General features: G+C 62.0%; 22 protein-coding genes and 1 pseudogene. 11 read left to right on the top strand and 12 right to left on the bottom strand.

From position 1 onward, the window contains the following. Positions 1 to 9: 9 nt before the first annotated feature. The gene (locus tag AC1DV9_RS25755; RefSeq protein WP_477950522.1) at positions 10 to 1383 is read left to right on the top strand and encodes a PleD family two-component system response regulator; all 1374 of its coding nucleotides are present in this window, start codon (positions 10 to 12) and stop codon (positions 1381 to 1383) included. A gap of 761 nt (positions 1384 to 2144) precedes the next feature. Here AC1DV9_RS25755 and rpmG read toward each other — a convergent pair. The 5 genes from rpmG to topA form a co-directional block, all read right to left on the bottom strand. After that, positions 2145 to 2312, bottom strand: a complete 168-nt coding sequence (gene rpmG, locus AC1DV9_RS25750; protein ID WP_003587245.1) for a 50S ribosomal protein L33 — start codon at positions 2310 to 2312, stop codon at positions 2145 to 2147. 93 nt (positions 2313 to 2405) lie between these two features. Continuing rightward, a complete protein-coding gene (locus tag AC1DV9_RS25745) occupies positions 2406 to 3590 on the bottom strand; it encodes an MFS transporter (RefSeq protein ID WP_477950520.1) in 1185 nt (394 codons plus the stop codon). A 274-nt stretch (positions 3591 to 3864) separates the two neighbouring features. Continuing rightward, positions 3865 to 4323, bottom strand: coding sequence for a DUF983 domain-containing protein (locus AC1DV9_RS25740; protein ID WP_112537399.1), 459 nt, complete (start codon positions 4321 to 4323; stop codon positions 3865 to 3867). An 18-nt stretch (positions 4324 to 4341) separates the two neighbouring features. Then, the gene (gene rnr, locus AC1DV9_RS25735) at positions 4342 to 6711 is read right to left on the bottom strand and encodes a ribonuclease R (RefSeq protein ID WP_477950518.1); all 2370 of its coding nucleotides are present in this window, start codon (positions 6709 to 6711) and stop codon (positions 4342 to 4344) included. A 2-nt stretch (positions 6712 to 6713) separates the two neighbouring features. Then, the gene (gene topA / locus AC1DV9_RS25730) at positions 6714 to 9401 is read right to left on the bottom strand and encodes a type I DNA topoisomerase (RefSeq protein ID WP_112537397.1); all 2688 of its coding nucleotides are present in this window, start codon (positions 9399 to 9401) and stop codon (positions 6714 to 6716) included. Between the two features lie 251 nt (positions 9402 to 9652). Between topA and AC1DV9_RS25725 the strand changes: the two genes are divergently transcribed. Continuing rightward, positions 9653 to 9832 (top strand): hypothetical protein, encoded by a 180-nt coding sequence (locus AC1DV9_RS25725; protein WP_112389701.1) that lies wholly within the window; start codon positions 9653 to 9655, stop codon positions 9830 to 9832. 5 nt (positions 9833 to 9837) lie between these two features. On the opposite strand, the pseudogene dprA reads toward AC1DV9_RS25725, so the two are convergent. The 5 genes and pseudogenes from dprA to AC1DV9_RS25700 form a co-directional block, all read right to left on the bottom strand. After that, positions 9838 to 10984: pseudogene (dprA, locus tag AC1DV9_RS25720) on the bottom strand (DNA-processing protein DprA). 1 nt (position 10985) lies between these two features. After that, entirely contained in the window at positions 10986 to 11609 is a 624-nt protein-coding gene (gene plsY / locus AC1DV9_RS25715; RefSeq protein ID WP_477950516.1) for a glycerol-3-phosphate 1-O-acyltransferase PlsY, read from the bottom strand. A 47-nt stretch (positions 11610 to 11656) separates the two neighbouring features. Further along, a complete protein-coding gene (locus AC1DV9_RS25710; protein ID WP_162706061.1) occupies positions 11657 to 11824 on the bottom strand; it encodes a hypothetical protein in 168 nt (55 codons plus the stop codon). A 12-nt stretch (positions 11825 to 11836) separates the two neighbouring features. Then, positions 11837 to 13126, bottom strand: a complete 1290-nt coding sequence (locus AC1DV9_RS25705) for a dihydroorotase (protein WP_477950514.1) — start codon at positions 13124 to 13126, stop codon at positions 11837 to 11839. Beyond that, a complete protein-coding gene (locus tag AC1DV9_RS25700; RefSeq protein WP_477950512.1) occupies positions 13123 to 14082 on the bottom strand; it encodes an aspartate carbamoyltransferase catalytic subunit in 960 nt (319 codons plus the stop codon). The genes AC1DV9_RS25705 and AC1DV9_RS25700 overlap by 4 nt, the downstream gene beginning before the upstream one ends. 177 nt (positions 14083 to 14259) lie before the next feature. On the opposite strand from AC1DV9_RS25700, the gene AC1DV9_RS25695 reads away from it, so the two are divergent. Beyond that, complete coding sequence (locus AC1DV9_RS25695; RefSeq protein ID WP_477950510.1) at positions 14260 to 15909, top strand: acyl-CoA dehydrogenase family protein; 1650 nt, start codon at positions 14260 to 14262, stop codon at positions 15907 to 15909. Positions 15910 to 15912: 3 nt separating this feature from the next. Next, positions 15913 to 16530: a GNAT family N-acetyltransferase gene (locus AC1DV9_RS25690; RefSeq protein WP_477950508.1), complete on the top strand. Its 618-nt coding sequence runs from the start codon at positions 15913 to 15915 to the stop codon at positions 16528 to 16530. A 25-nt stretch (positions 16531 to 16555) separates the two neighbouring features. Here AC1DV9_RS25690 and AC1DV9_RS25685 read toward each other — a convergent pair whose 3' ends face one another. Then, positions 16556 to 17212, bottom strand: coding sequence for a TetR/AcrR family transcriptional regulator (locus AC1DV9_RS25685; RefSeq protein ID WP_477950506.1), 657 nt, complete (start codon positions 17210 to 17212; stop codon positions 16556 to 16558). 111 nt (positions 17213 to 17323) lie between these two features. On the opposite strand from AC1DV9_RS25685, the gene AC1DV9_RS25680 reads away from it, so the two are divergent. The 4 genes from AC1DV9_RS25680 (at position 17324) to AC1DV9_RS25665 (ending at position 19940) form a co-directional block, all read left to right on the top strand. Next, positions 17324 to 18517, top strand: a complete 1194-nt coding sequence (locus AC1DV9_RS25680) for a TCR/Tet family MFS transporter (RefSeq protein WP_477950504.1) — start codon at positions 17324 to 17326, stop codon at positions 18515 to 18517. A 151-nt stretch (positions 18518 to 18668) separates the two neighbouring features. Then, a complete protein-coding gene (locus AC1DV9_RS25675; protein WP_477950503.1) occupies positions 18669 to 19319 on the top strand; it encodes a TetR/AcrR family transcriptional regulator in 651 nt (216 codons plus the stop codon). A 121-nt stretch (positions 19320 to 19440) separates the two neighbouring features. Next, positions 19441 to 19617, top strand: coding sequence for a hypothetical protein (locus AC1DV9_RS25670; RefSeq protein WP_477950614.1), 177 nt, complete (start codon positions 19441 to 19443; stop codon positions 19615 to 19617). Next, positions 19614 to 19940 carry a DUF6105 family protein gene (locus AC1DV9_RS25665; protein ID WP_477950501.1) on the top strand — a complete coding sequence of 109 codons (327 nt, stop codon included), beginning with the start codon at positions 19614 to 19616 and terminating at the stop codon, positions 19938 to 19940. The genes AC1DV9_RS25670 and AC1DV9_RS25665 overlap by 4 nt, the downstream gene beginning before the upstream one ends. Here the strand turns inward: AC1DV9_RS25665 and ruvX are convergent. Further along, positions 19883 to 20371 carry a Holliday junction resolvase RuvX gene (ruvX, locus tag AC1DV9_RS25660; RefSeq protein WP_112516933.1) on the bottom strand — a complete coding sequence of 163 codons (489 nt, stop codon included), beginning with the start codon at positions 20369 to 20371 and terminating at the stop codon, positions 19883 to 19885. The two genes, AC1DV9_RS25665 and ruvX, sit on opposite strands and share 58 nt — an antisense overlap. 119 nt (positions 20372 to 20490) lie before the next feature. Here ruvX and AC1DV9_RS25655 point away from each other — a divergent pair, with 119 nt between their 5' ends. From AC1DV9_RS25655 to gatA, 3 genes are all read left to right on the top strand, one after another. After that, positions 20491 to 21195: a metal-dependent hydrolase gene (locus AC1DV9_RS25655; protein WP_477950499.1), complete on the top strand. Its 705-nt coding sequence runs from the start codon at positions 20491 to 20493 to the stop codon at positions 21193 to 21195. A gap of 69 nt (positions 21196 to 21264) precedes the next feature. Continuing rightward, positions 21265 to 21552 (top strand): Asp-tRNA(Asn)/Glu-tRNA(Gln) amidotransferase subunit GatC, encoded by a 288-nt coding sequence (gene gatC / locus AC1DV9_RS25650; RefSeq protein ID WP_477950498.1) that lies wholly within the window; start codon positions 21265 to 21267, stop codon positions 21550 to 21552. Positions 21553 to 21606: 54 nt separating this feature from the next. Continuing rightward, entirely contained in the window at positions 21607 to 23088 is a 1482-nt protein-coding gene (gene gatA, locus AC1DV9_RS25645) for an Asp-tRNA(Asn)/Glu-tRNA(Gln) amidotransferase subunit GatA (protein ID WP_477950496.1), read from the top strand. Positions 23089 to 23096 lie beyond the last annotated feature (8 nt).

Genomic DNA, 23096 nt, shown 5'->3' with positions numbered 1-23096 from the left:
AAGAAGCTCATGACTGCGCGCATTCTGGTTGTTGACGATATTCCGGCGAACGTGAAGCTGCTCGAAGCGCGGCTCGTCGCCGAGTATTTCGACGTGCTGACCGCTGCCGATGGCTATGAGGCGCTGGCGATCTGTGATCGCAACCAGGTCGATATCATTCTTCTCGATGTCATGATGCCGGGTCTCAACGGCTTCGAGGTCTGTGAGCGCCTGAAGGCCAATCCGAAGACCTCGCATATCCCCGTCGTCATGGTCACCGCGCTCGATCAGCCGGCCGACCGTGTGCGCGGCCTGAAGGCCGGTGCCGACGATTTCCTGACCAAGCCGGTCAACGACCTGCAGCTGATCTCGCGGGTCAAGAGCCTGCTACGCCTGAAGACGCTGAGCGACGAACTGCGCATCCGCGCCGAAACGGCGCAGACCATGGGCATGGACGATCTGCTGCGGGCAGGCGAGGGACGGGCCGAGGACGCAGGCCAGATCCTGCTTGTCGATGGCCGCGCCAATTCGCAGGAACGCATCATCAAGACGCTGAAGCCGATCGCCGATGTGACGGCGATCTCCGATCCCCAGGCGGCTCTCTTCGAAGCGGCGGAAAACGCGTTCGAGCTGGTGATCGTCAATACCAATTTCGACGACTACGATCCGCTGCGGCTCTGCTCTCAGTTCCGTTCGCTGGAGCGCACACGCTTCCTCCCGATCCTGATCATCACCGAGCAGGGCGCCGACGACATGGTGATCCGGGCGCTGGATCTCGGCGTCAACGATTACATTATCCGTCCGCTCGATCCGAACGAGCTTGTTGCCCGCAGCCTGACGCAGATCCGCCGCAAGCGCTTCAACGACCGCCTACGCGCCAGCGTCAAGCACACGATCGAGCTCGCGGTTACCGACGCACTGACTGGGCTGAATAACCGCCGCTATCTCGACAATCACCTGAACGTGCTCTTCAACCGCTCGATGGCGCGGGGCAAGCCGCTCTCGGTGCTGATCACCGACATCGATCGATTCAAGCAGGTCAACGATACCTACGGCCATGATGCTGGCGACGAAGTCCTGAAGGAATTCGCCAACCGCATCCGCTCGACCGTGCGCGGCGCCGATCTTGCCTGCCGCTATGGCGGCGAGGAATTCGTCGTCGTCATGCCCGATACTTCTCCGGAGGTCGCGGCAGCCGTGGCGGAGCGCCTGCGGGCGTCGATCGAAGACAATAGCTTCACGTTGAAATCGGCAGGCGAGGAGCTAAAGGTCACGGCCTCGTTCGGCATCGCTTCGCGCCAATCGAGCGTGTTGACGCCTGATCAGCTGATGAAGCAGGCCGATCTCGCGCTTTACGAAGCCAAGAACACCGGCCGCAACCGAGTCGTCGCCGCGGCGGCCTGACGATACCGGGCCTATTTAGCGGGTGGGTTTCCCAGTTTTCCACCGGCAGCAGTGAAAGATTAACAAATTTTAATGATGCCGCTGCCATATCGCACGCTGTTTTTCAACTAAGACCCCAAAAATGGAGAGCCGATACAATCGTCCAATTTGAGGGGGATTTGTGTTCGTTTTCACGAATAGAATCGCTCTTAAAAGTCTGCGTCAAGCATAAATGGTTTTGCGTCAAGAGTTGTGGTGATGTTACTATTCGCGTGAGCGTAAATCGGCTACCTAACGTAACGGAAGTGCGCGATAATTGTACTGATATATATTTCCGGTGTTCTTCGATCGCGTTTTTCTTCATCAAGTAAAGAAACGTGATTCGTTCATTTCGCACCTGCCCCAAAATTGGACTTTTAACCATAGGGACAAGCTCACAAATCTAATCATTAAGAATTTGTTGATTTTCTTTCATTTTCGGGCAAATTATCGAGCCATAAGAAAAGCGCTCCCGAACATGGGATGCCGAGATACCCCATGATGCTCAGGTCCGCCGCATCTCCTGGGTCGTGGGGTCGGTCGGCTAGTTCGCAACTTTAAGCGGTTCCTCGTGCCGCGTTGCTTGCTGGCCGACCCCCTTTCGTAAAAACACCGCCCTTGCCGATAACCCGGTAGGGCGGTGTTTTTGTTTGCGCTAACATTTATCGTGACGGTAGACCGGAAAACGAAAAAGGCGCGCAGCCGTTGGGCGCGCGCCTTTTTCAAAACCCAGGGATCAAGAATTACTTGATCTTGGTTTCCTTGAACTCGACATGCTTCTTAGCAATCGGGTCGTACTTGGTCTTGGTCATCTTGTCGGTCATCGTACGGCTGTTCTTCGTCGTGACGTAGAAGAAGCCGGTGTCGGCCGTCGACAGCAGCTTGATCTTGATTGTGGTAGCCTTAGCCATGGTCGTCCTGCCTTTAATAAAATGAATGCCGTGGCAAGCCGGATGGGCTCCACGGCAAATTCTGGCGCGAAAATACGAATCTCGCCCGAAATGTCAACCTTGCTTTCGAATGAAAAGCAGTCTTATGCCTGAAAGCAGGGCATAAATGCCAAAGAAGCCGGCGATTGCCCAGGCAAATCCGTTATTGCCGGCAACATCGATCGCCGCGCCGATCACCTGCGGACCGGCAACGGTGCCAACGGCGTAACAGAAGACGAAGGCGGCGTTGGCGGCGGCGAGGTCGGAGCCCGTCAGCCGCGAGCCGAGATGGTTGAGCCCGACCGTGTACAGGCCGGCCACACAGCCGCCCCAGAAGAGCAGGACGCCTGCCATGAGTACCCAGCTATGCACGAGGAGCGGCAGCATCAGCGAGCCGATACAGCCCATGAAAGCCATAGCTGCGAGCAGGGGGCGCTTGTCCTTCATCTTGTCGGACAGCAGGCCGACGGGAATCTGGAAGATCACGTTGCCGATGCCCATCACCGTCAGCAGCAGGGCAGCCTGCGATTCGGTAAAGGCGGCGCGGGTCGCATAGATCGGAAACAGCGCCAGCCCGCCCGCTTCGACCGCTCCGAAGATGAAGACGGCGGCGGTCGCCGTCGGCACCAGGAAGACGTAGCGCATGAAATGCAGTTCCGGCTTCTCTTCCAGCACCGGGCTTTCGTAGCGCGCGATGAAGATCGGGATCGCGGCAAGCAGGATGGCGACAGCGCCGACGGCAAAGGGAAGCACGCCGTCGCTGCCGAGGATCGAGAAGAGCAGGGGGCCGGCGGCAAAGCCAAGCGATAGCACTGTCGCGTAGATGCCGAGCACGAAGCCGCGTTTCGATCGCGGCGATGCGGCGTTGATCCAGAACTCGGATAGGATGAAGAGCGTTGTCGTCGCACCATGAAAGGCAAAGCGCAACGGGAACCACATCCAGAGGTCCTGGGCGTAGTAGAAGCCGATCGCGCTGAGTGCCGAGATCACCACGGCCCACAGCATGGTGGAGGCAACGCCGTATTTATGCGCCAGCTTCGTCGTGATCGGCGCGGCAGCCATGGCGGCAACGCCGGCCATCGCGGTGTTCAGTCCGATCAGCGTCGACGAAATACCGCGCTTCTCGAGGATGATGCTGAGCAGCGGAAGGCCAAGGCCGATCGCTATGCCGACAGCAGAGATCGACGAGACGGCGGCAACGAGCGACGGCCAATGGATTTCTTCAACATCGCCCGGCGTGCCGTTTCTCGGCTGAGACATATATCCATCCTTGAATGACTGAAACGAATCACCCGTCTCGTGCCACACAGAAGGGCACAGACATGCCAAATCCAGGTGACGGGCAGAGCTTTAAGGGAAGTCCGGCGCTGATGGCAAGAGATCGAATAGTCGAACATCAGATCAGTCAAGAAAACGCGCACCACTTTATTCGCCGGACAAAGACACAGGCAGGCAAAAAAGCCCGCCACGCGCATGAGCGTTGCCCAATACAAGCGAATTATGTCTGGATGGTGAAGGTGCCTCGAAACGCGCCCTAAGGCTTGTCCCTGCCAGGGATCTCATAGACGTCGTGATCATCGCTGTGACCGCCGAAACCATGCATCCGCAGCGCCCATTGCAGGCCGATCACTCCGCCCTTGATCGGCTGGATGATGAGGAGCGCCGAGAGCAGCGTCGCCGGCGCCCAGATGGCGAAGGTCAGCCACATCGGCAGCGGCCAGACGAGATCGGTCAGCATGTAGCCGCCGAGAATGACATGGCCGATGACGAAGATCGTCAGATAGGGCGGCAAGTCGTCCGAGCGGTGGTGATGCATAGCCTCGCCGCAGGCGGCGCAATTGTCGACCGGCTTCAGGAAGGCGCGGAACAGTTTGCCGCTGCCGCAGTTCGGGCATTTGTTCAGCATGCCGCGGATGATCGAACGGCCGAGCGGCCGCTCTGACGTGTCTGTGCCGCCGAATTGGACCGAGTGATCGGGTGCAGGCGTCGTCATCGCAGTCTTCCTCTGGCGTTAGCGCCGCCCTCGCGGCGGTCTCGTGCCTGCCTTCTTGCGGGCCTGCATGTTATCGCGGCGGCCGGACTTGTGGAACGAGCGCACCGCCGTCGGCATCGCCCGTCCTTCGCTGATCATCTCGAAGCGCAACGCGCCGGCCAGCGGAATGGCCTCGGCAAGCTTGACCGTAACGGTGTCGCCGAGACGGTAGCCAAGACCGGTCCGCTCTCCCGACAGCGCCTGATGCGCTTCGTCGTAGATGAAATAGTCGCTGCCTAGCGTAGATATAGGGATGAAGCCGTCAGCTCCATATTCGGGCAGGGCGACAAATAGTCCCGACTTGGTGACGCCCGAAACCCGGCCTTCGAACTCCTCGCCGACGCGGCCGGCAAGGTGGTGGGCGATCAGCCGGTCGACAGTCTCGCGTTCGGCGGCCATCGCCCGGCGCTCGAAGGTCGAGATTTCGGCAGCGATATCGTCGAGCGCGGCCTCTTCCTCGGGCGTGATCCCACCTTCGCCGAAGCCCAGAGAGCCAACCAGGGCACGATGGACGATCAGGTCGGCGTAGCGGCGGATCGGCGAGGTAAAATGTGCATATTTCATCAGGTTCAGGCCGAAATGCCCGATATTCTCGGGGCTGTAGATCGCCTGGCTCTGCGAGCGCAGCACCATTTCGTTGACCATCGTCTGATGCGGCGTTCCATCGGCTTTCGCAAGGATGCCGTTGAAATTGTTGGCGCGCATGTTGCCGCCCTTGGCAAGCGAAATGCCGAGCGTTGCCAGGAACTCGCGCAGGATCTCCTGCTTGGCAAGCGTCGGGCCGTCATGCACGCGATAGATCAGAACCTGCTTCTTCTTTTCCAGCGTCTCGGCAGCCGAAACGTTGGCCTGGATCATCATCTCTTCGATGAGCTTGTGCGCGTCGAGCCGCGGCGGCACGAAGACGCGGTCGACGGTGCCGTCACTCTTCAGCAGGATCTTGCGCTCGGGCATGTCGAGCTCGAGCGGCTGGCGCCGCTCCCGGCCGCGCGTCATCACCGCGTAGGCGTTCCACAGCGGCTTCAGGATCGGCTCCAGCATCGGGCCGGTCTTGTCGTCGGGCTTGCCGTCGATGGCCGCCTGCGCCTGCTGGTAGGAGAGCTTCGCCGCGCTCTTCATCATGATGCGGTGGAAGGTGTGGCCGATCTTGCGGCCTTCCTTCGAAAACACCATGCGGACGGCCAGCGCTGGCCGGTCGACGCCCTCGCGCAGCGAGCACAGATCGTTGGAGATGCGCTCCGGCAGCATCGGCACGACGCGATCCGGGAAATAGACCGAATTGCCGCGTTTCAGCGCCTCGCGGTCGAGCTGCGATTTCGGCCGGACATAGTAGGAGACGTCGGCAATGGCGACGGTAACGATGACGCCATCGGCATTGTCGGGCGAGGGGTCGGTCTCGGCATAGACGGCGTCGTCGTGATCCTTGGCATCGGCGGGGTCTATGGTGATCAGCGGCACGTCGCGCCAGTCTTCGCGATGCGACATCGAGGCGGGCTTGGCAGCCTCCGCCTCGTCGATGACGGCCTGCGGGAAGACATGCGGAATGCCCTGGGCGTGGATGGCGATCATCGAGATCGCCTTTTCGGATCCGACGGAGCCGACGACCGAGAGCACCTTGGCGCGCGGCAGGCCGAAGCGGCCGAGCCTTGCGATCTCGACCTCGACCAGGTCGCCGTCCTTGGCGCCGCCGGTATATTCAGGGTCGATCACCATTTCCTCGCCGCGCCGCTCGATCGGCAGCAGGCGTCCGGCGCCGCCGGGAGCGGTGCGGAACACGCCCATGCTGGCGCCGCGGCGCTTGTCGAGAACCTTGATGATGCGGGCGGTATAGGAGGGGCCACCGCGATCGGCGGCCGGAAAGATTTTCGCGAGAACCCGGTCGCCCATGCCGGCAACGGGCGCCTTGCCCTTGCCCTGGCGGCCAGCGGGTGACGACTGGCGGATGGCGACAGCAGGCGCCACGCCCTGGTCGTCGGGCCATTCGGCCGGGCGGCCGATCAATTCGCCATCCTTGTCGCGCGTGGTGATGTCGAGAACGGTCACCGGCGGCAATGCGCCCGGGCGGATCAGCGACTTGCGGGTTTTCTGCAGCATTCCCTCTTGCTCGAGGTCACGTAGCAGATGCTTGAGTTCGACGCGCGTATCGCCCTTAAGGCCGAACGCCTTGGCGATCTCGCGCTTCGATGCCTTCTGCGGATGGTCGGCGATGAAGCGCAGTATCACTTCGCGCGACGGCATGGCGCCGTGGGTGATATCCGATGCTGTAGGCTGGGCTTCGCTGCCCGCACGGCCAACCTTGCCCGGACGCTTGCCCGGGCCTCTTGTCTTCTCGCGCGGTATCTTGCTCACACTCAGCTCTTCTTCGCTTTGGCAGGCGCCTTGGCCTTCGCCGCTTTCGGTTTCGCGGCAGCCTTGGTCTTGGCTGCGGCCTTCGGCTTGGCGGCAGTCTTGGTTGCCTTGCCTTCGGCAGCGGCTGCCTTCGGCTTGGCCTTGCCCTTCGGAGCCGGTGCCTTGCCGGCCTTGGCGGTGATCAGCTCGACGGCTTCCTCGACGGTGATCGCCTGCGGATCCTTGCCCTTCGGCAGTGTCGCGTTGACCTTGCCCCAATTGACATAGGGGCCATACTTGCCGTCGCGCACGGTGATCGCACCGCCACCATCCGGATGCTCACCGAGCTCCTTCAGCGCCGCCGGCGTTCCACGGCCGCGGCCGCCCGGTCCCTTGGCGGCCTTTTCGGCAATCACGGTGACGGCACGGTTGAGGCCGACGGAGAACACGTCCTCGACGGTTTCGAGGTTCGCGTAGCCGCCGTCATGCAGCAGGAACGGTCCGTAGCGGCCGATGCCCGACGAGATCATCTTGCCGGTTTCCGGATGCTTGCCGATATCGCGCGGCAGCGAGATCAGCGCCATGGCCTTCTCGTAGTCGATATCTTCAGGCTTCCATCCCTTCGGCAGCGAGGAGCGCTTCGCATCTTTGCCATCGCCACGCTGGATATAAGGCCCGAAGCGGCCCGAGCGCAGCGTCAGCTCTTCGCCGGTCGTCGGATCGGTGCCGAGGTTCTTCGGCTCGTTCAGCGCCGTGCCTTCGCCTTCGCCATTGTTTTCCGAGGAGAGCTGGCGGGTGTAGTTGCATTCCGGATAGTTCGAGCAGCCGACGAAGGCGCCGTATTTGCCGAGCTTCAGCGACAGGTTGCCGGTGCCGCAGACCTGGCAGATGCGCGGATCGCTGCCGTCCTCGCGCTTCGGAAACACCAGCGGCGCCAGCGATTCATTCAGCGAGTCGAGCACGTTGGTGACGCGCAGTTCCTTGGTGTCTTCGATCTGGGCGAAGAAATCCTTCCAGAAGTCGCGCAGAACCTGCTTCCAGTTCAGCTCGCCTGCCGAGATGCGGTCGAGCTTCTCTTCGAGATCGGCCGTGAAATCGTATTCGACATATTTGGTGAAGAAGCTTTCGAGGAAGGCCGTCACCAGCCGTCCCTTCGAATGCGGGATCAGCTTGCGCTTGTCGATCGTCACATATTCGCGGTCGCGAAGCGTGGCGAGCGTCGCGGCATAGGTGGACGGGCGGCCGATGCCGAGCTCTTCCATCTTCTTGATCAGCGAGGCTTCGGAGTAGCGCGGCGGCGGTTCGGTGAAGTGCTGCGTCGAATTGATCTTCTGCTTCGCGAGGTTCTCGCGGGCATTGATCTCGGGCAGGCGGCCATCTTCGTCGTCGTTGTCGTCGCTCTGCTCGCCGTCTTCCTTCTGGTCCGTATAGGCGGCGATGAAACCGTCGAAGCGGATCACCGAGCCGACAGCGCGAAGACCTGCCTTTTCGCCGCCCTTGTCGGCGGTGATTTCGGCGGTCGTGCGCTCGATCTCGGCCGAGGCCATCTGGCTGGCGATGCCGCGCTTCCAGATCAGGTCGTAAAGACGGATCTGGTCGGCATCCAGGTACTTGCGCACCTCGTCAGGCGTGCGGTTGAAATCGGTCGGCCGGATAGCTTCGTGGGCTTCCTGGGCGTTCTTCGCCTTGGTGGAGTAGAGGCGGGCCTTGTCGGGAACGTAACGGCTGCCGAACTGATCGAGGATGGCGCTGCGCGCCGCATCGATCGCTTCAGGCGCCATCTGCACGCCGTCGGTACGCATATAGGTAATGAGACCGACGGTTTCGCCGCCGATGTCGACGCCTTCATAGAGCTTCTGCGCCACCTGCATGGTGCGCGATGCCGAGAAGCCGAGCTTCGAGGACGCGGCCTGCTGCAGCGTCGATGTCGTGAACGGCGGCGACGGGTTGCGCTTGACGGGCTTTGCCTCGACGCTGTCGACGACATAGGAGGCGCCGTCGAGCAATGCCTTCAGCTTGCCGGCTTCCTCACCGTTGCCGATCGCGCGCGGCTGCAACCGCTTGCCATTGGCCGCAACCAGCTTGGCTTCGAACTCATCGCCGCGCGGTGTCTTCAAGAGCGCCGAGATGTTCCAGTATTCTTCCGAAATGAAACGCTCGATCTCGGATTCACGGTCGCAGACGAGGCGCAAAGCCACCGACTGCACGCGCCCGGCCGAGCGGGCGCCCGGCAGCTTGCGCCAGAGGACCGGCGACAGGTTGAAGCCGACGAGATAATCGAGAGCGCGGCGCGCCAGATAGGCGTCGACCAGCGGCACGTCGATATCGCGCGGATCGGCCATTGCGTCGAGCACGGCCTTCTTGGTGATGGCGTTGAAGACCACGCGCTTGACGGTCTTGCCGCCGAGCACCTTCTTCTTGTTGAGCATGTCGAGGACATGCCAGGAAATCGCTTCGCCTTCGCGATCAGGGTCGGTTGCCAGGAACAGGCCGTCGGAGGATTTCACCGCATCGGCAATATCCTTCATACGCTTGGCCGAGGCCCCATCGACCTCCCAAAGCATTTCAAAATCCTGATCGGGCAGAACCGATCCGTCCTTTGCAGGCAGATCGCGAACGTGACCGAAGGAGGCGAGCACCTTGTATCCAGGACCCAGATACTTGTTGATCGTCTTTGCCTTCGCAGGCGATTCTACCACGACTACATTCATGATGATTCTCTAAAAACTGCCGCGTCCGGCGGGAGGATGAGCGCAATACTTGCCGCTTGCAGATTGCCGGTTCTCCGACATGGACAGGGAAATCGCTTCGGTCAAGGGGTTTGCTTCAATATTACGTTTTGCAACGCGATACAACCTGAGAGGGATTATAAACGTATTGCAATTTAAGATAATTGCGTTATCGTTTTTCAGGTGTGGTCAAGGCCCCTCCCAAGCCGCCGTCCGTCATTCAGAGACTGTCCATGTCGCCCAAGGGTTTCAACAAGAGAACCGACAAATCGGCTTCGCGCGAAAACATCGCCTTTGTCAGGCAGATGCTGGCGGAGTTGCGTCAGGTTGCCGAAAAGGAAGACGCCAGCATGCTCTGCTATCTGATCGAGATGGCCTATGTTGAGGCCGGCGAACTTCACAACCGCATGTAGTGCGCTCAGTCTCCCATCGCAAGGGAGACCATGCCGCCGGGATGCCGGTGCAGCCGCCCGGCAATATCCAGCTCCAGCAGAACCAGATAGACCGAAGGCGCCGGAAGTCCGGTATGGCGGATGATGTCGTCAACCTCGACCGGTGCCGGACCGAGCGCATCGGTGATCCGCGCCCGCTCGGAATCGTCGGGCGGCGATAGGCCGGGGCCGTTGCTGGCCGGCTCCTCCGCCATTGGTGCCGAAAATAGGTCGAGCTGCGAGAGCGGCGCCAGTGCCTCGATGACGTCTTCGGGCGAAGTGACGATCATCGCCCCGTCTTTCAACAGGCCGTTGGTGCCCTGGCAGCGCGGATCGAGCGGCGAGCCGGGTACGGCAAAGACCAGGGCGCCCGAATTCGCCAGCCAGACGCGCCGTGATCAGCGAGCCTGATCGCGTCGCCGCCTCGACGACGACGAGCCCAAGCGCGATACCGGCAATCAGCCGGTTGCGGCGCGGGAAATCCCGTGCACGCGGCTCCCAGCCGAACGGCATTTCGCTGATTGCCAGACCATTGCCACTGCAGATCTCATCGAGCAGCGATACGTTTTCAGGCGGGTAGGGCTGGTCGAGACCGCCGGCAAGAGCGGCGATGGTGCCGGTATCGAGACTGGCGCGGTGGGCGGCGGTATCGATGCCGCGGGCAAGGCCCGATACGACGGCATATCCTGCCCGGCCGCAGTCCCTGGCGATCATCGCTGCAAACTTGGCGCCGCTGATCGAGGCATTGCGCGAGCCGACGATGCCGGTTGCCGGCCGATGCAGAACGGAGACGTCGCCCTTGACGGCAATCAGCGGCGGGGCGCCATCGATCTGGCGAAGGGCTTGCGGATAGTCGGGTTCGCCGATGCCGATGAAGCGGGCGCCGAAACGCCGGGCCGTTTCCAGCTCGCGATGCGCTTCGGCCTCGGTGGCGATCCTGATCGCCCGCGTGGCGCCGCCGCGGGCCGAAAGCTCGGGCAGGGCGGCAAGTGCCGCCTCGGCGGAACCGAAATGATTGATGAGTCCACGAAAGGTGGCAGGCCCGACATTGTCGGAGCGGATCAGCCGAAGCCAGGCGATCCGTTGCCGGTCCGAAAGCGCAATTCCCTTTGGCCTTGCGCCTTCGACGTCCATCCTACCCCTTCGCCCCGATCTTGCTTTCCGTCCCGCCGATGAGCCGGGAGATGTTGGCCTTGTGTTTGTAATAGGAGATGACCGACATGATCGCCATGACGGCTACAACCTCCTTTTCGTATCCAAATATCCACAATGCAACCGGAATGACAAGCATCGCCGTGAGCGCTGCCAGCGACGAGTAGCGGAAGACGAAGGCCATGGTCAGCCAGACGGCGGCGAACACCAGAACGAAGAGCGGCGCAACGCCGAGAAGCGTGCCGATATAGGTGGCGACACCCTTGCCGCCCTTGAAGCCCAGCCAGACCGGGAAGAGGTGGCCGAGGAAGGCAAAGAGGCCGGCAATGGCGCCAGCTTCGGGCCCTGCGACATAGGCCATGATCCAGGCTGCGACCGTCGCCTTCAGCGCGTCGAGCAGCAGGGTTGCCGCAGCAAGTTTCTTGTTGCCGGTGCGCAGCACGTTGGTGGCGCCGATATTGCCGGAACCGATACTGCGAACGTCACCGAGGCCGGCTGCCCGCGTCAGGATCAGGCCGAATGGAATGGAGCCGAGCAGATAGCCGACGGCGGCTGCCGCAAGCGCCATCGGCAACGCGATCTGCCAGTTGGTGAGTTCCGAAATCATGTTCCCCTCTACCTTATATTCTACGGCCTTGTCCCGAAGCCGCTGTCTTAACCGTTCTCGAAGACCCAGATTTCCGCGCCACCGAGCAGCAGCGCGGCCAGCGTGCAGAGCGTCACGAATACGGTGCTCAGCACGATGGTCGACGAATAGTGCTTTGAGCCTCGCTGCTTCCGGATCGGGGCGGCATGATGACTGTCGTTCTCGTTCTCATTCATGCCGCTACCTCCTCAGTCCAGCGAATGAACCTTGACCCCGCCCACAAAGGTCGCCACGGCCCGGCCCGAGAAACGGGCGTCCTCGAAAGGCGTGTTCTTCGAGCGCGACAGAAGCATGTCTTTCGCGACGAGCCAAGGCTCTTCGAGGTCGATCAGCGTGATGTCCGCCTTGGCGCCGGGCTTCAGCGTTCCGGCATCGAGGCCGAAGATCTGTGCGGGGCGGGTGGACATCGCATCGATCAGCCGCATCAGGCTGACGCGGCCGCTGTGGTGCAGGCGAAGGGCCGCCGCCAGCATGGTTTCGAGCCCGACGGCGCCATCTGCGGCTTCGCCGAAGGGAAGGCGCTTGGTATCGACATCCTGCGGATCATGTGAGGAAACGATGATATCGATCTCGCCCTTGGCCAGCGCGTCGACCATCGCCACGCGATCGTCTTCGGTGCGCAGCGGCGGGTAGAGCTTGAAGAAGGTCCGGTACTCGCCGATGTCGTTCTCGTTGAGCGCCAGATTGTTGATCGAGATGCCGCAGGTGACTTTCGCGCCGCGGCTCTTGGCAAGCTGGATCGCCTCGACCGACTCAGGCACCGAGATCATCGCCGCGTGATAATTGCCGCGGGTCAGCTGGGCGATGCGCAGGTCGCGCTCGAGCGGGATCAGTTCGGCTTCTTTCGGGATGCCGCCAAGGCCCAGCCAGCTGGCAAACAGGCCTTCGTTCATCACGCCTGTGGCGCCAAGATATTTGTCGCGGGTCTCGCAGGAGATGACGGCGCCGAACTCGCGGGCATAGGTCATCACCCGGCGCAGCACCTGCGTATCATGAATGCTGGAGCGGCCATCGGTAAACGCGACGGCGCCGGCTTCCATGAGAAGGCCGATTTCGGTCATCTCCTCACCAGCCAGATGCTTGGTGATCGCCGCTGCCGGATAGACATTGACGAGCGCCTTGTCCTTGGCGGTCTTCTTGACGAACTCGACCAGCGCAATGTCGTCGATCACGGGGTCGGTATCCGGCATCATGATGATGGAGGTGACACCACCGGCCGCGGCGGCCCGGCTGGCGGAGGCAATCGTCTCGCGATGCTCGGCACCCGGCTCGCCGATATGGACACGGGCATCGACGAGGCCGGGTACGGCAACGAGACCGTTGCAGTCGCGGACTTCGGCGCCATCAGGCACGCCCTGGTTCAGCGCATCCTTGCCTGCAGCAACGATGACGCCGTCCTTGACGATGATGGTCCCTGTTTCATCGAGATTGCGCGAGGGATCGATGATGCGGACATTGTTGAGGACGAGGTTGCTCATGCGCCCACTGCTCCTTCGGTCCGCGGCCCCTGGTTCTGAGAAACAAGCAGGGTTTCCATCACCGCCATGCGCACCGCGACACCCATCTCGACCTGTTCGGCGATCACGCTCTGCGGGCCGTCGGCGACCTCGGAGGCGATCTCGACGCCGCGGTTCATTGGGCCCGGATGCATGACCAGGGCATCTTCCTTTGCTGATTTCAGCGTTTCGGCATCGAGGCCGTAGAAATGGTAATACTCACGCACCGACGGCACGAAGGCGCCGGACATGCGCTCGCGCTGCAGGCGCAGCATCATCACCACATCTGCGTCCTTCAGCCCTTCCTTCATCGAATGGAAGACTTCAACGCCCATGTCTGCGATCCCGGCCGGCAGCAGCGTTGCCGGAGCGACGACGCGCACCCGGGCGCCCATGGCGTTCAAGAGCAGGATGTTGGAGCGCGCCACGCGCGAATGCAGCACGTCGCCGCAGATGGCGACGATGATGCGCGACAGCTTGCCCTTGGCACGGCGGATCGTCAGAGCGTCGAGTAGCGCCTGGGTCGGATGCTCGTGCTGTCCGTCACCGGCATTGACGACCGAGCAGGAGACTTTCTGTGCGAGGAGGGCGGCGGCACCGGCGCTCGAATGGCGGATGACCAGAACATCGGGGCGCATCGCGTTCAGCGTCATCGCCGTATCGATCAGCGTTTCCCCCTTCTTCACCGACGAGTTGCCAACCGACATGTTCATGACGTCGGCGCCAAGCCGCTTTCCCGCCAGTTCGAAGGAGGCCTGCGTGCGCGTTGACGCTTCGAAGAAGAGGTTGATCTGCGTCAGACCTCTCAGCGTCGACGTCTTCTTTTCTCTCTGTCGGCTGATCTTGACGGCCTCGTCGGCCTTGTCGAGGAGAAGGGTGATATCCTGCTCGGTGAGACCTTTGATACCGATGAGGTGGCGGTGGGGGAAAAAGACCATGAACCTGCCTCTTGCTGTGTCGCTGGGTCTATAATGAGTGCCGTCCGCGGCTGCAAGCTTGTGCTGTGGGCAAAGCTCTGTGTCCCCATGCAATTTTGCCGCAAATCCGCTAGAGCTGGAGTTGAAATCGTCAAGTTCCGGTTTCCATTTGTCTGGCTCATGCAATAGAAGCGACTCATGACTCCCGCTGAAGAAAAACTCGCCGAGCTGAACCAGCCAAGCCTCTGGTCCGGTATCAATGCCTACCGCTCCGATCCGTTGATCGTAGACCTGACGGCAACGCTGCCGCGCGGCACGCGCGAAGACCTGGAAAACATGGGCCGCTACGTCACCTCTCCGGAGGCCCAGGAGCTGGCCCGCATGGCGAACGAGGGCGTGCCGAAGCTGCGCACGCATGGGCCGCGCGGCGAGCGTCTCGATGTCGTCGAATTCCATCCGGCCTGGCACGCGCTGATGCGCCGATCGATGTCCGTCGGGCTGCATTCTTCCGTCTGGGATCCGCAGGCCGATGCCGATGCCAAGGACCAGTCGCACAAGATCCGCGCCGCGCGCTTCTATCTGACGGCGCAGCTGGAATCCGGCCATCTCTGCCCGCTGACGATGACCAGCGCCTCCGTGGCTGCGCTCTCGGCTTCGCCTGCCGTCCAGAAGGACTGGGCGCCGAAGATCCTGTCGCGCAAATACGATTCCTCGAACAAGCCGGCCATGCAGAAGTCTGCCGTGACCATCGGCATGGGCATGACCGAGAAGCAGGGCGGCACCGACGTCCGCTCCAACAAGACGACGGCCGAAAAGGTCAGCGAAGGCATCTATCGTCTCTCGGGCCACAAGTGGTTCATGTCGGCGCCGATGAGCGACGCGTTCATCATGCTGGCGCAGACCAAGGACGGCATGGGCTGCTTCCTGGTGCCGCGTCTGCTGGAGGACGGCTCGGCCAACGGCCTGCAGTTCCAGCGCCTGAAGGACAAGGTCGGCAATCGCTCGAATGCGTCGTCGGAAGTCGAGTTCAACGATACGTTCGGTTTCCTGCTCGGCGGTCCCGATGCCGGCATCCGCACCATCCTCGACATGGTGACGCTGACGCGGCTCGATTGCGCGCTGGCCTCCTCTGGGATCATGCGCGCTTCGCTCGCCGAAGCCGTGCACCACACCCGCGGCCGTAGCGTTTTCGGCAAGATGCTCGTCCACCGGCCGATCATGACCCGCGTTCTCGCCGACATGGCGCTCGACGTGGCGGCGGCGACGGCGCTTTCCTTCCGCCTGGCCGATGCCTTCGACAAGGCCCGCAACAACGCAGAAGAGGCAGCCTACGCCCGCGTCATGACGCCGGTTGCCAAATACTGGTGCTGCAAGATTGCCCCGGCGCTCATCTATGAAGCGATGGAATGCATCGGCGGCAGCGGCTACATCGAGGAGCGCCCGATCGCCCGGCACTACCGCGAGGCCCCGGTCAACGCGATCTGGGAAGGCTCCGGCAACGTCATGGCGCTCGATCTTCTCAGGGTTCTCTCGCGTGGCAAGGATCTGTTCGAGACTGTCTTCGCCGGTCTCGCCCGCGATCTTGGTCCGGCCGGCAAGAAGACCATCGACGTGCTGCGCGCCGCCATGGCGCTTTGCGAGCGCGACGAGGGCGCTGCCCGCCTCTTGATCGAGCAGCTGGCGCTCGCCGCCGCTGCCGCCGAGCTCTATCGCCTCGGTGCGGGCCGCATCGCCGATGCCTTTATCGAGACACGTCTGGCAGGCGGTTGGCGCGCCACCTACGGCATGCTCGATGCCCGCTTCGACGCGAGCTATATCGTCGATCTGCTGTATCCGCCGGCCAGCTGACCGATGGCAACGATCCGCAATGCACGCCCCGATGACCTCGAGGCGATCTACGAGATTTCATTGCTGACGGGAGAGGCCGGGCAGGATGCCTCGGCGCTCTATCACGATCGCAAGATGATCGGTCACATCTATTCGGCGCCTTACGTGATGCTGAGCCCGGAGACGTCCTTCGTCGTCGAGGATGCAGATGGTGTTGCCGGCTATGTCGTCGGCCCTTACGATACGCCTGCTTTCGAAAACCGTCTTGAACGCGAATGGTGGCCCGCCTTGCGCGACCGCTATCCGGCGCCGCAAGGCGATCCGGAAGGCTGGAATGCCGACCAGCGCCGCAGTTTCACCATCCACAATCCGCAGCGTGCTTTCGCGGCGCGCGCCGCCGAGTTCCCGGCCCATATCCATATGAACATGCTGCCGCGGCTGCAGGGGCAGGGGCTTGGCACCAGGCTTCTCGATCGCTGGATGACGTCGGCCCGGCAGGCCGGGGTCAAAGGTGTTCATCTCGGCACCAATGCGGGCAATATCGGCGGGCAGCGCTTCTGGGCCTCGCGCGGCTTCGAACGCCTCGCCCAGCCCTTCGTCGATCCCACGGATCGCTCGATCTGGTTCGGCCAATATCTCTGATGTTTCCGGATGGAGACTTGCGCCGTCAGGCGTAGGGCGTTTCCGCCATAGCCGCTTTCACGCCGGTGCTTCCCCGATCGATCATGGCAAGGAAGAGGGCGGTCGCCTTCTCTGAATTCCCGTCCTGCCGGAATGCCCGATGTGCCTGAAGGAAGGCGACGCTCCAGGTTGCCAGCAGCAGGTTGGCGGCGAGATCGGCATCCGGATCGGACAACTCGCGCCCCACAGTCTCCGCCAGTCCAGCCGCCACCGTCTGCGCCAGCTCGTCGCGGATCGCCCGGGCACGCGCTTTCAGCGTCTCGCTGCGCTCGACCGTTGCAATGAAGCTCTGGCTGCGGTTGGAAAATTCCACATAGGGCCGCTGTTCGGCCACCAGCTGGTGGGCAAGCAGGCGCAAGGCCTCGACCGGCGGGACGGACGGATTCCGGTTTTGCAACGCATGGCGCAATGTCTCCCGCCCTTCCTCGTCGCGGTCGAAGAACATGTCCTCCTTGCGCGGGAAGTGATTGAACACCGTCATCCGCCCGACATCGGCCGCAGCCGCGATGTCATCGACCGTCACATGATCGAAGCCCCGCTCGAGAAACAGCCGGTCGGCGGCAAGAGAGATGGCCCGCCGGGTGGCGAGGCGTTTGCGGGATCGCCTGTCGTCAGGCTGATTGGAATCGAAAGTCGCGTTCATGTCCGCATCGTAGCGCAGTTTGTATACTGAGTACATATTTGCATTGACAGTCTGCGGTCGTAAGATTTATGTACTGAGTATATTTTAAAACTCGGTATAGCGGAACCTGCCATGAACAAGGCACTCGTCGTCATCTTCACCACCATCGGCCTCGACGCGGTCGGGATCGGTTTGATCTTCCCCATTCTTCCGCGGCTGATCGCGGAAGTGACGCATGCAGGCAATGTCGCCGCCTATATCGGCATCATGACCTCGCTCTACGCGGCGATGCAGTTCATTTGCGCACCGGTGCTCGGCGCTCTCAGCGACAGGCTCGGGCGGCGGCCGGTGCTGCTGATCTCGATGACAGGCGCTGCCGTCAACTATCTGATCCTGGCCTTCGCGCCGCATTTGTGGATGCTGCTGATCGGCCGTGCCGTTGCCGGGCTCACAAGCGCCAACATCTCGGTCGCCAGCGCCTACATCACCGACATCTCGGCGGAGGAGACACGCGCCCGCCGTTTCGGATTGTTCAACGCCACCTTCGGCATCGGCTTTATCGTCGGCCCGGTTCTCGGCGGCATCCTTGGCGATTACTGGTTGAGGCTGCCGTTCATAGCTGCCGCAGTTCTCAACGCCGGCAATCTGCTCCTGGCGCTACTGGTGCTTCCGGAGTCGCGCAAACCGAGCCGCGAGCGGATCGATCTCGCCGCCCTCAACCCGCTTCGCCCGTTCCGCTGGTTGATCTCGATGCGCGGCTTGCTGCCGATCATTACTGTCTTCTTCATTTTCAGCGGCGTCGGCGAGGTCTATGGCACCTGCTGGGCTCTGTGGGGACATGACGTGTTCGGCTGGAACGGCTTGTGGATCGGCCTCTCGCTCGGCACCTATGGCGCCTGCCAGGCTTTGGCGCAGATGTTCCTGCCGGGGCCCGCCGTGAAGCTGCTTGGCGAGCGCGCCACCATTCTGACCGGCCTTGCCGGCACCTCGCTGGCGCTTGCTGTCATGGCCTTCACCACGCAGCCGTGGATGGTCTTTGCCGTCATGCCGGTCTTCGTGTTGGGCGGCATCGGCGTGCCGTCGCTCCAGTCCATGGCGACGCGCATGGTGAGCGGCGAACAGCAGGGGCAGTTCCAGGGCCTGCTCGCCTCGGTCGTCAGCCTCTCGTCGATCGTCGCGCCGCTTGGCTTCTCCAGCTTCTATTTCGTCGTGCAGCAGCAATGGCCGGGCGCAATCTGGCTGTCAGCGATTGCCGTTTACGCGATAACGGTACCGATCGTCCTCGCCCTCAACATTCCCCGAATGCGAACGGCCGAGGCCGTCTGAGGGCAGACGAGGCCGTGATCGTTGCATCACGGTCTCCGCAAACCGCCGAAAACCATGGGATTATCCACAATCTATCAAGGCCTTGTACGTTGCCGGGGCAGGGTGCCGTTGTTACTCACCTTGTAGTGACAAGAACGGAATCGGCTTCGATATGCTTGACGACACCATGGTTTTGGCACCCGTTGCCGCCGAACCCGAGAAGCGCATCCGCGACCGCGGCGCGACCGAAAAGACAATTCTGAAGGCCGCCAAGGCTCTGCTGGCCGAAGAGGGCTTTCAGAATTTCGGCATCAACGCCGTCGCCCGCCGCGCCGGCTGCGACAAGCAGCTGATCTATCGCTACTATGCCGGCCTCAACGGACTGGTCGAGGCAATCGGCGCCGATCTCGGCACCTGGGTCAAGGACCGAATCCCTGAAGATACCGGCGGCATGTTCCTGCTGACCTATGGCGATCTGATGGAGCGCCTGTCGCTGCTCTTCCTCGAGGCCCTGCGCGACGACCCGCTCGTCCGCCGCATCGTTGCCTGGGAAGTCTCGGAAAATACCGAGCAGGTGAGGCGTCTCTCGGAAGCCCGCTCGAAGGCGCTGGCGCAGTGGCTGGAGCGCATGCGCGGTTCGCTGACCCCGCCGAAGGGCGTCGATCCCGTCGCCACCAATGCGATTCTCTTCGCCGCGATCCAGCATCTCGTCCTTTCTGCCTCGGCTGGCGGACAGTGCGCCGGCCTGGCGCTGAAGACCGCCAAGGACTGGGACAAGGCGGCAACAGCGCTGAAGCGCATCGTTCGCGGCGTCTACGGCTGACGGGCGGCCGGCTCATCCACAGGTGGACGCCCCGCTGTTAACCTTAACAAATGGTTTACGTTGCGCCCTCGGCGTTAAGGCGACAGGGTACAGGCAGTTAAATTCTTAGCTGTCAGGACCCATGATGGGAACCAGAGCCGCCAAAGCTGCGTTGCTTGTTGCCGCGATGATGTTTTTCGCGGTGCTCGCCCTTGATATCACCGTTCCCGCGGTCGTCCTGAGCGTGATGGCATTGTCGACCTGGGTTATCGGTCTCGAAAGTCCGGCTGCCTGGCGTTACCGAGGGGAGGCCGCATGAAGTGGTTCCTGATCTTCTGGTTGGGCCCGATCGTTTTCCTGGGCGGCTGGTACTGGCTTTCCTACTACGACATGAATTTCGGCATCTTCATGCTGAGCCGTCAGGTCCATGACCTGACCTTCGAAGTCTATGGCCAGGTTCTGGGCGTGCCGCCGGAAACCATTCCTCCGCTCGTTGCCCGCGCCATTGCCGTCGACAGTCTTGTTGTTCTGGCGATCATCGCGTTCCGCAAGCGCAAGAAGATTGCCGCTTGGTGGGCCGCCCGTCAGGCGTCGAAATCATCCGCTCTCGAAAGCGCCGACAGCCTGTCCAGGGCGCCCTGAAGAATGAAGCTCGCTGCAGCGGAATCGATCCGCTCGGCCCGCTTGGCGCGCGACACGTCCATTTCCAGCAAAGCGCGTTCGGCAGCGACCGTCGATAGCCGCTCGTCCCAATAGACGAAGGGAAGGGCGGTCTTTTGCTCCATGTTGCGCACGAAGGCGCGCGTTGCCTGCACGCGCGGACCGGCCGAACCGTCCATGTTCATCGGCAGGCCGATGACGAATCCGGCAACCTTTTCCTTTTCGGAAAAAGCCAGCAGCACCTCGGCGTCGATGGTGAATTTCTCGCGGCGGATGACGGGACGCGGCGTCGAGAAGCGTCGTCCGAGGTCCGACATCGAAAGGCCGATCGTCTTGGTGCCGAGATCGAGCCCGGCGATCGCCTGTCCGGGCTGCAGGAACGCAGCCATTTCTTCGATCGTCATCACTGTCATCGGCGTTTCATCCCGTCAAAACAAATTGAAGCCTGTGGCGCTTTTCTTTGCAGCCATATCGGCTATGTCCATAACAATCGAGACCCGCTTTTGCATCACATAATCAAGGGACGCTTTTCATGAAGATCACCTGGCTTGGCCACTCCGCCTTCCGCATCGAAACCGGCAAGGCAAAAATCCTCCTCGACCCCTTCCTGACCTACAATGCCTCCTTCGAAGGTCAGGACATCAAGGATGTGTCGGCGGGCATCACCCATATTCTGCTGACCCACGGCCATGGCGACCATGTCGGCGACACCATTGCGCTCGCCAAGGAAACCGGCGCCACGGTTCTTGCCAATGCCGATCTCGCCTCCTGGCTTGCCGCCAAGGGCGTCTCGAAGATCGAAATGGGCAATACCGGCGGCACGATTGCGCTCGGCGGCTTCTCGGCGACCTTCACCAATGCGTTGCATTCCTCGACGCAGGTTACCGAAGACGGCATTGCCCATGCGCTCGGCAATGCCAACGGCCTGATGCTGCATTTCGACGACGAAGCCTCGATCTTCGCCATGGGCGATACCGACATCTTCTCCGACATGGCGCTGATCAACGAGCTGCACCAGCCGGATATCGGCCTCGTGCCTGTTGGTGACCGCTTCACCATGGGCGGCGCGGTGGCGGCACTTGCCTGCCAGCGTTACTTCAACTTCAAGACCGCCGTCCCCTGCCATTACGGCACCTTCCCGATCATCGACCAGACCGCCGACAAGTTCGTCTCCGGCATGGAAGGTTCGAAGACGGAAGTGAAGGCGATCAAGCCTTCCGAGAGCTTCTCGATCTGACGAAAGCCCGTTGCACAAGGCGGACATGGTCTTTATAGCGAGTGGGAAATTTCCCTTTCGGAGTATGCCATGTCCGTCGATCTTGCCACCGTTAAGCGCGTTGCGCGCCTTGCCCGTATTGCCGTCTCCGAAGACGAGGCAAATCGGATGGTCGGCGAGCTGAATGGCATTCTCGGCTTCGTCGAACAGCTGTCCGAAGTGAATGTCGAAGGCGTCGAGGCCATGACCTCGGTCACGCCGATGGCGATGAAGAAGCGGACCGACCAGGTGACCGATGGCAACAAGGCCGACGACGTCGTCGCCAACGCCCCCGTCACCGACCACAATTTCTTCGTGGTACCGAAAGTCGTCGAATAAGCGCTGCCGCTTTTTCCGATCCCCGCTGCCATCAAAACGATCCGAGTAGACACCATGAGCGAACTCACTAGCCTGACCATTGCCGAAGCCCGCGAGAAGCTGCGCGGCAAAGAGATCACCGCCACCGAACTGACCGAAGCCTATATCTCGGCGATCGATGCCGCGAACGGCGCGCTGAACGCCTATATCAAGACCACGCCCGATCTCGCCCGCGTCATGGCAAAGAAGTCCGATGAGCGCATCGCGGCCGGCCAGGCAGGTGATCTCGAAGGCATCCCGCTCGGCATCAAGGATCTGTTCGCCACCGTCGGCGTCCACACCCAGGCCTGCAGCCACATTCTCGACGGCTTCGAGCCGCGCTACGAATCAACAGTCACCCAGAACCTCTGGGACGACGGCGCCGTCATGCTCGGCAAGCTGAACATGGACGAGTTTGCCATGGGCTCGTCGAACGAAACCTCGCATTATGGCGCGGTCATCAACCCCTGGCGCGCCTCCGGCTCCAACCAGCAGCTGGTTCCGGGCGGCTCTTCGGGCGGTTCTGCCGCTGCCGTTGCCGCCCATCTCTGCGCTGGTGCGACCGCCACCGATACCGGCGGCTCGATCCGCCAGCCCGCCGCCTTCACCGGCACCGTCGGCATCAAGCCGACCTACGGCCGCTGCTCGCGCTGGGGCACGGTCGCCTTCGCATCCTCGCTCGACCAGGCTGGCCCGATCGCCCGCGACGTTCGCGACGCGGCGATCCTCCTGAAGTCGATGGCCTCGGTCGACTCCAAGGACACGACCTCGGTCGATCTGCCCGTTCCGGATTACGAAGCCGCACTAAGCAAGTCGCTGAAGGGCATGAAGATCGGCATTCCGAACGAATACCGCGTCGACGGCATGCCCGAGGAGATCGAAACGCTCTGGCAGCAGGGCATTGCCTGGCTGAAGGATGCCGGTGCCGAGATCGTCAACATCTCGTTGCCGCACACGAAATATGCGCTTCCGGCCTATTACATCGTCGCCCCCGCCGAGGCTTCCTCGAACCTCGCCCGCTACGACGGCGTCCGCTACGGCCTGCGCGTCGACGGCAAGGACATTGCCGACATGTACGAGAAGACCCGCGCCGCGGGCTTCGGCAAGGAAGTCAAGCGCCGCATCATGATCGGCACCTACGTGCTGTCGGCCGGTTACTACGATGCCTATTACATCAAGGCCCAGAAGGTCCGCACCCTGATCAAGCGCGACTTCGAAATCGTCTTCGACGCCGGCGTCGATGCGATCCTGACCCCGGCCACACCGTCGTCCGCGTTCGGCGTCGCCGACGAGAACCTCGCCGCCGATCCGGTTGCGATGTATCTGAACGACATCTTCACGGTCACCGTCAACATGGCGGGCCTGCCGGGCATCGCCGTTCCCGCCGGTCTCGACCACAAGGGCCTGCCGCTTGGCCTGCAGCTGATCGGCAAGCCCTTCGACGAGGAAACCCTCTTCAAGACCGCCCATGTCATCGAACAGGCGGCCGGCAAGTTCTCGCCTGCCAAGTGGTGGTAAGCGGCCTG

This window comes from Rhizobium sp. 01L410 (genome assembly GCF_056400165.1).
The sequence above is the reverse complement of the archived record's forward strand: the minus strand, read 5'-3'. Positions and strand labels throughout refer to the sequence as shown.

Bases quoted from the DNA above. Each gene is read 5' to 3' on its own strand.
- AC1DV9_RS25690 (WP_477950508.1), top strand. From the start codon at position 15,913: ATGGCAACGATCCGCAATGCACGCCCCGATGACCTCGAGGCGATCTAC.
- AC1DV9_RS25740 (WP_112537399.1), bottom strand. From the start codon at position 4,323: ATGACGACGCCTGCACCCGATCACTCGGTCCAATTCGGCGGCACAGAC.
- gatC (WP_477950498.1), top strand. From the start codon at position 21,265: ATGTCCGTCGATCTTGCCACCGTTAAGCGCGTTGCGCGCCTTGCCCGT.
- AC1DV9_RS25675 (WP_477950503.1), top strand. From the start codon at position 18,669: ATGCTTGACGACACCATGGTTTTGGCACCCGTTGCCGCCGAACCCGAG.
- gatA (WP_477950496.1), top strand. From the start codon at position 21,607: ATGAGCGAACTCACTAGCCTGACCATTGCCGAAGCCCGCGAGAAGCTG.
- ruvX (WP_112516933.1), bottom strand. From the start codon at position 20,371: ATGACAGTGATGACGATCGAAGAAATGGCTGCGTTCCTGCAGCCCGGA.
- AC1DV9_RS25655 (WP_477950499.1), top strand. From the start codon at position 20,491: ATGAAGATCACCTGGCTTGGCCACTCCGCCTTCCGCATCGAAACCGGC.
- AC1DV9_RS25700 (WP_477950512.1), bottom strand. From the start codon at position 14,082: ATGGTCTTTTTCCCCCACCGCCACCTCATCGGTATCAAAGGTCTCACC.
- rpmG (WP_003587245.1), bottom strand. From the start codon at position 2,312: ATGGCTAAGGCTACCACAATCAAGATCAAGCTGCTGTCGACGGCCGAC.
- AC1DV9_RS25725 (WP_112389701.1), top strand. From the start codon at position 9,653: ATGTCGCCCAAGGGTTTCAACAAGAGAACCGACAAATCGGCTTCGCGC.
- AC1DV9_RS25705 (WP_477950514.1), bottom strand. From the start codon at position 13,126: ATGAGCAACCTCGTCCTCAACAATGTCCGCATCATCGATCCCTCGCGC.
- AC1DV9_RS25680 (WP_477950504.1), top strand. From the start codon at position 17,324: ATGAACAAGGCACTCGTCGTCATCTTCACCACCATCGGCCTCGACGCG.
- AC1DV9_RS25670 (WP_477950614.1), top strand. From the start codon at position 19,441: ATGATGGGAACCAGAGCCGCCAAAGCTGCGTTGCTTGTTGCCGCGATG.
- topA (WP_112537397.1), bottom strand. From the start codon at position 9,401: ATGAATGTAGTCGTGGTAGAATCGCCTGCGAAGGCAAAGACGATCAAC.
- AC1DV9_RS25710 (WP_162706061.1), bottom strand. From the start codon at position 11,824: ATGAATGAGAACGAGAACGACAGTCATCATGCCGCCCCGATCCGGAAG.
- AC1DV9_RS25685 (WP_477950506.1), bottom strand. From the start codon at position 17,212: ATGAACGCGACTTTCGATTCCAATCAGCCTGACGACAGGCGATCCCGC.
- AC1DV9_RS25695 (WP_477950510.1), top strand. From the start codon at position 14,260: ATGACTCCCGCTGAAGAAAAACTCGCCGAGCTGAACCAGCCAAGCCTC.
- AC1DV9_RS25665 (WP_477950501.1), top strand. From the start codon at position 19,614: ATGAAGTGGTTCCTGATCTTCTGGTTGGGCCCGATCGTTTTCCTGGGC.
- AC1DV9_RS25745 (WP_477950520.1), bottom strand. From the start codon at position 3,590: ATGTCTCAGCCGAGAAACGGCACGCCGGGCGATGTTGAAGAAATCCAT.
- AC1DV9_RS25755 (WP_477950522.1), top strand. From the start codon at position 10: ATGACTGCGCGCATTCTGGTTGTTGACGATATTCCGGCGAACGTGAAG.
- plsY (WP_477950516.1), bottom strand. From the start codon at position 11,609: ATGATTTCGGAACTCACCAACTGGCAGATCGCGTTGCCGATGGCGCTT.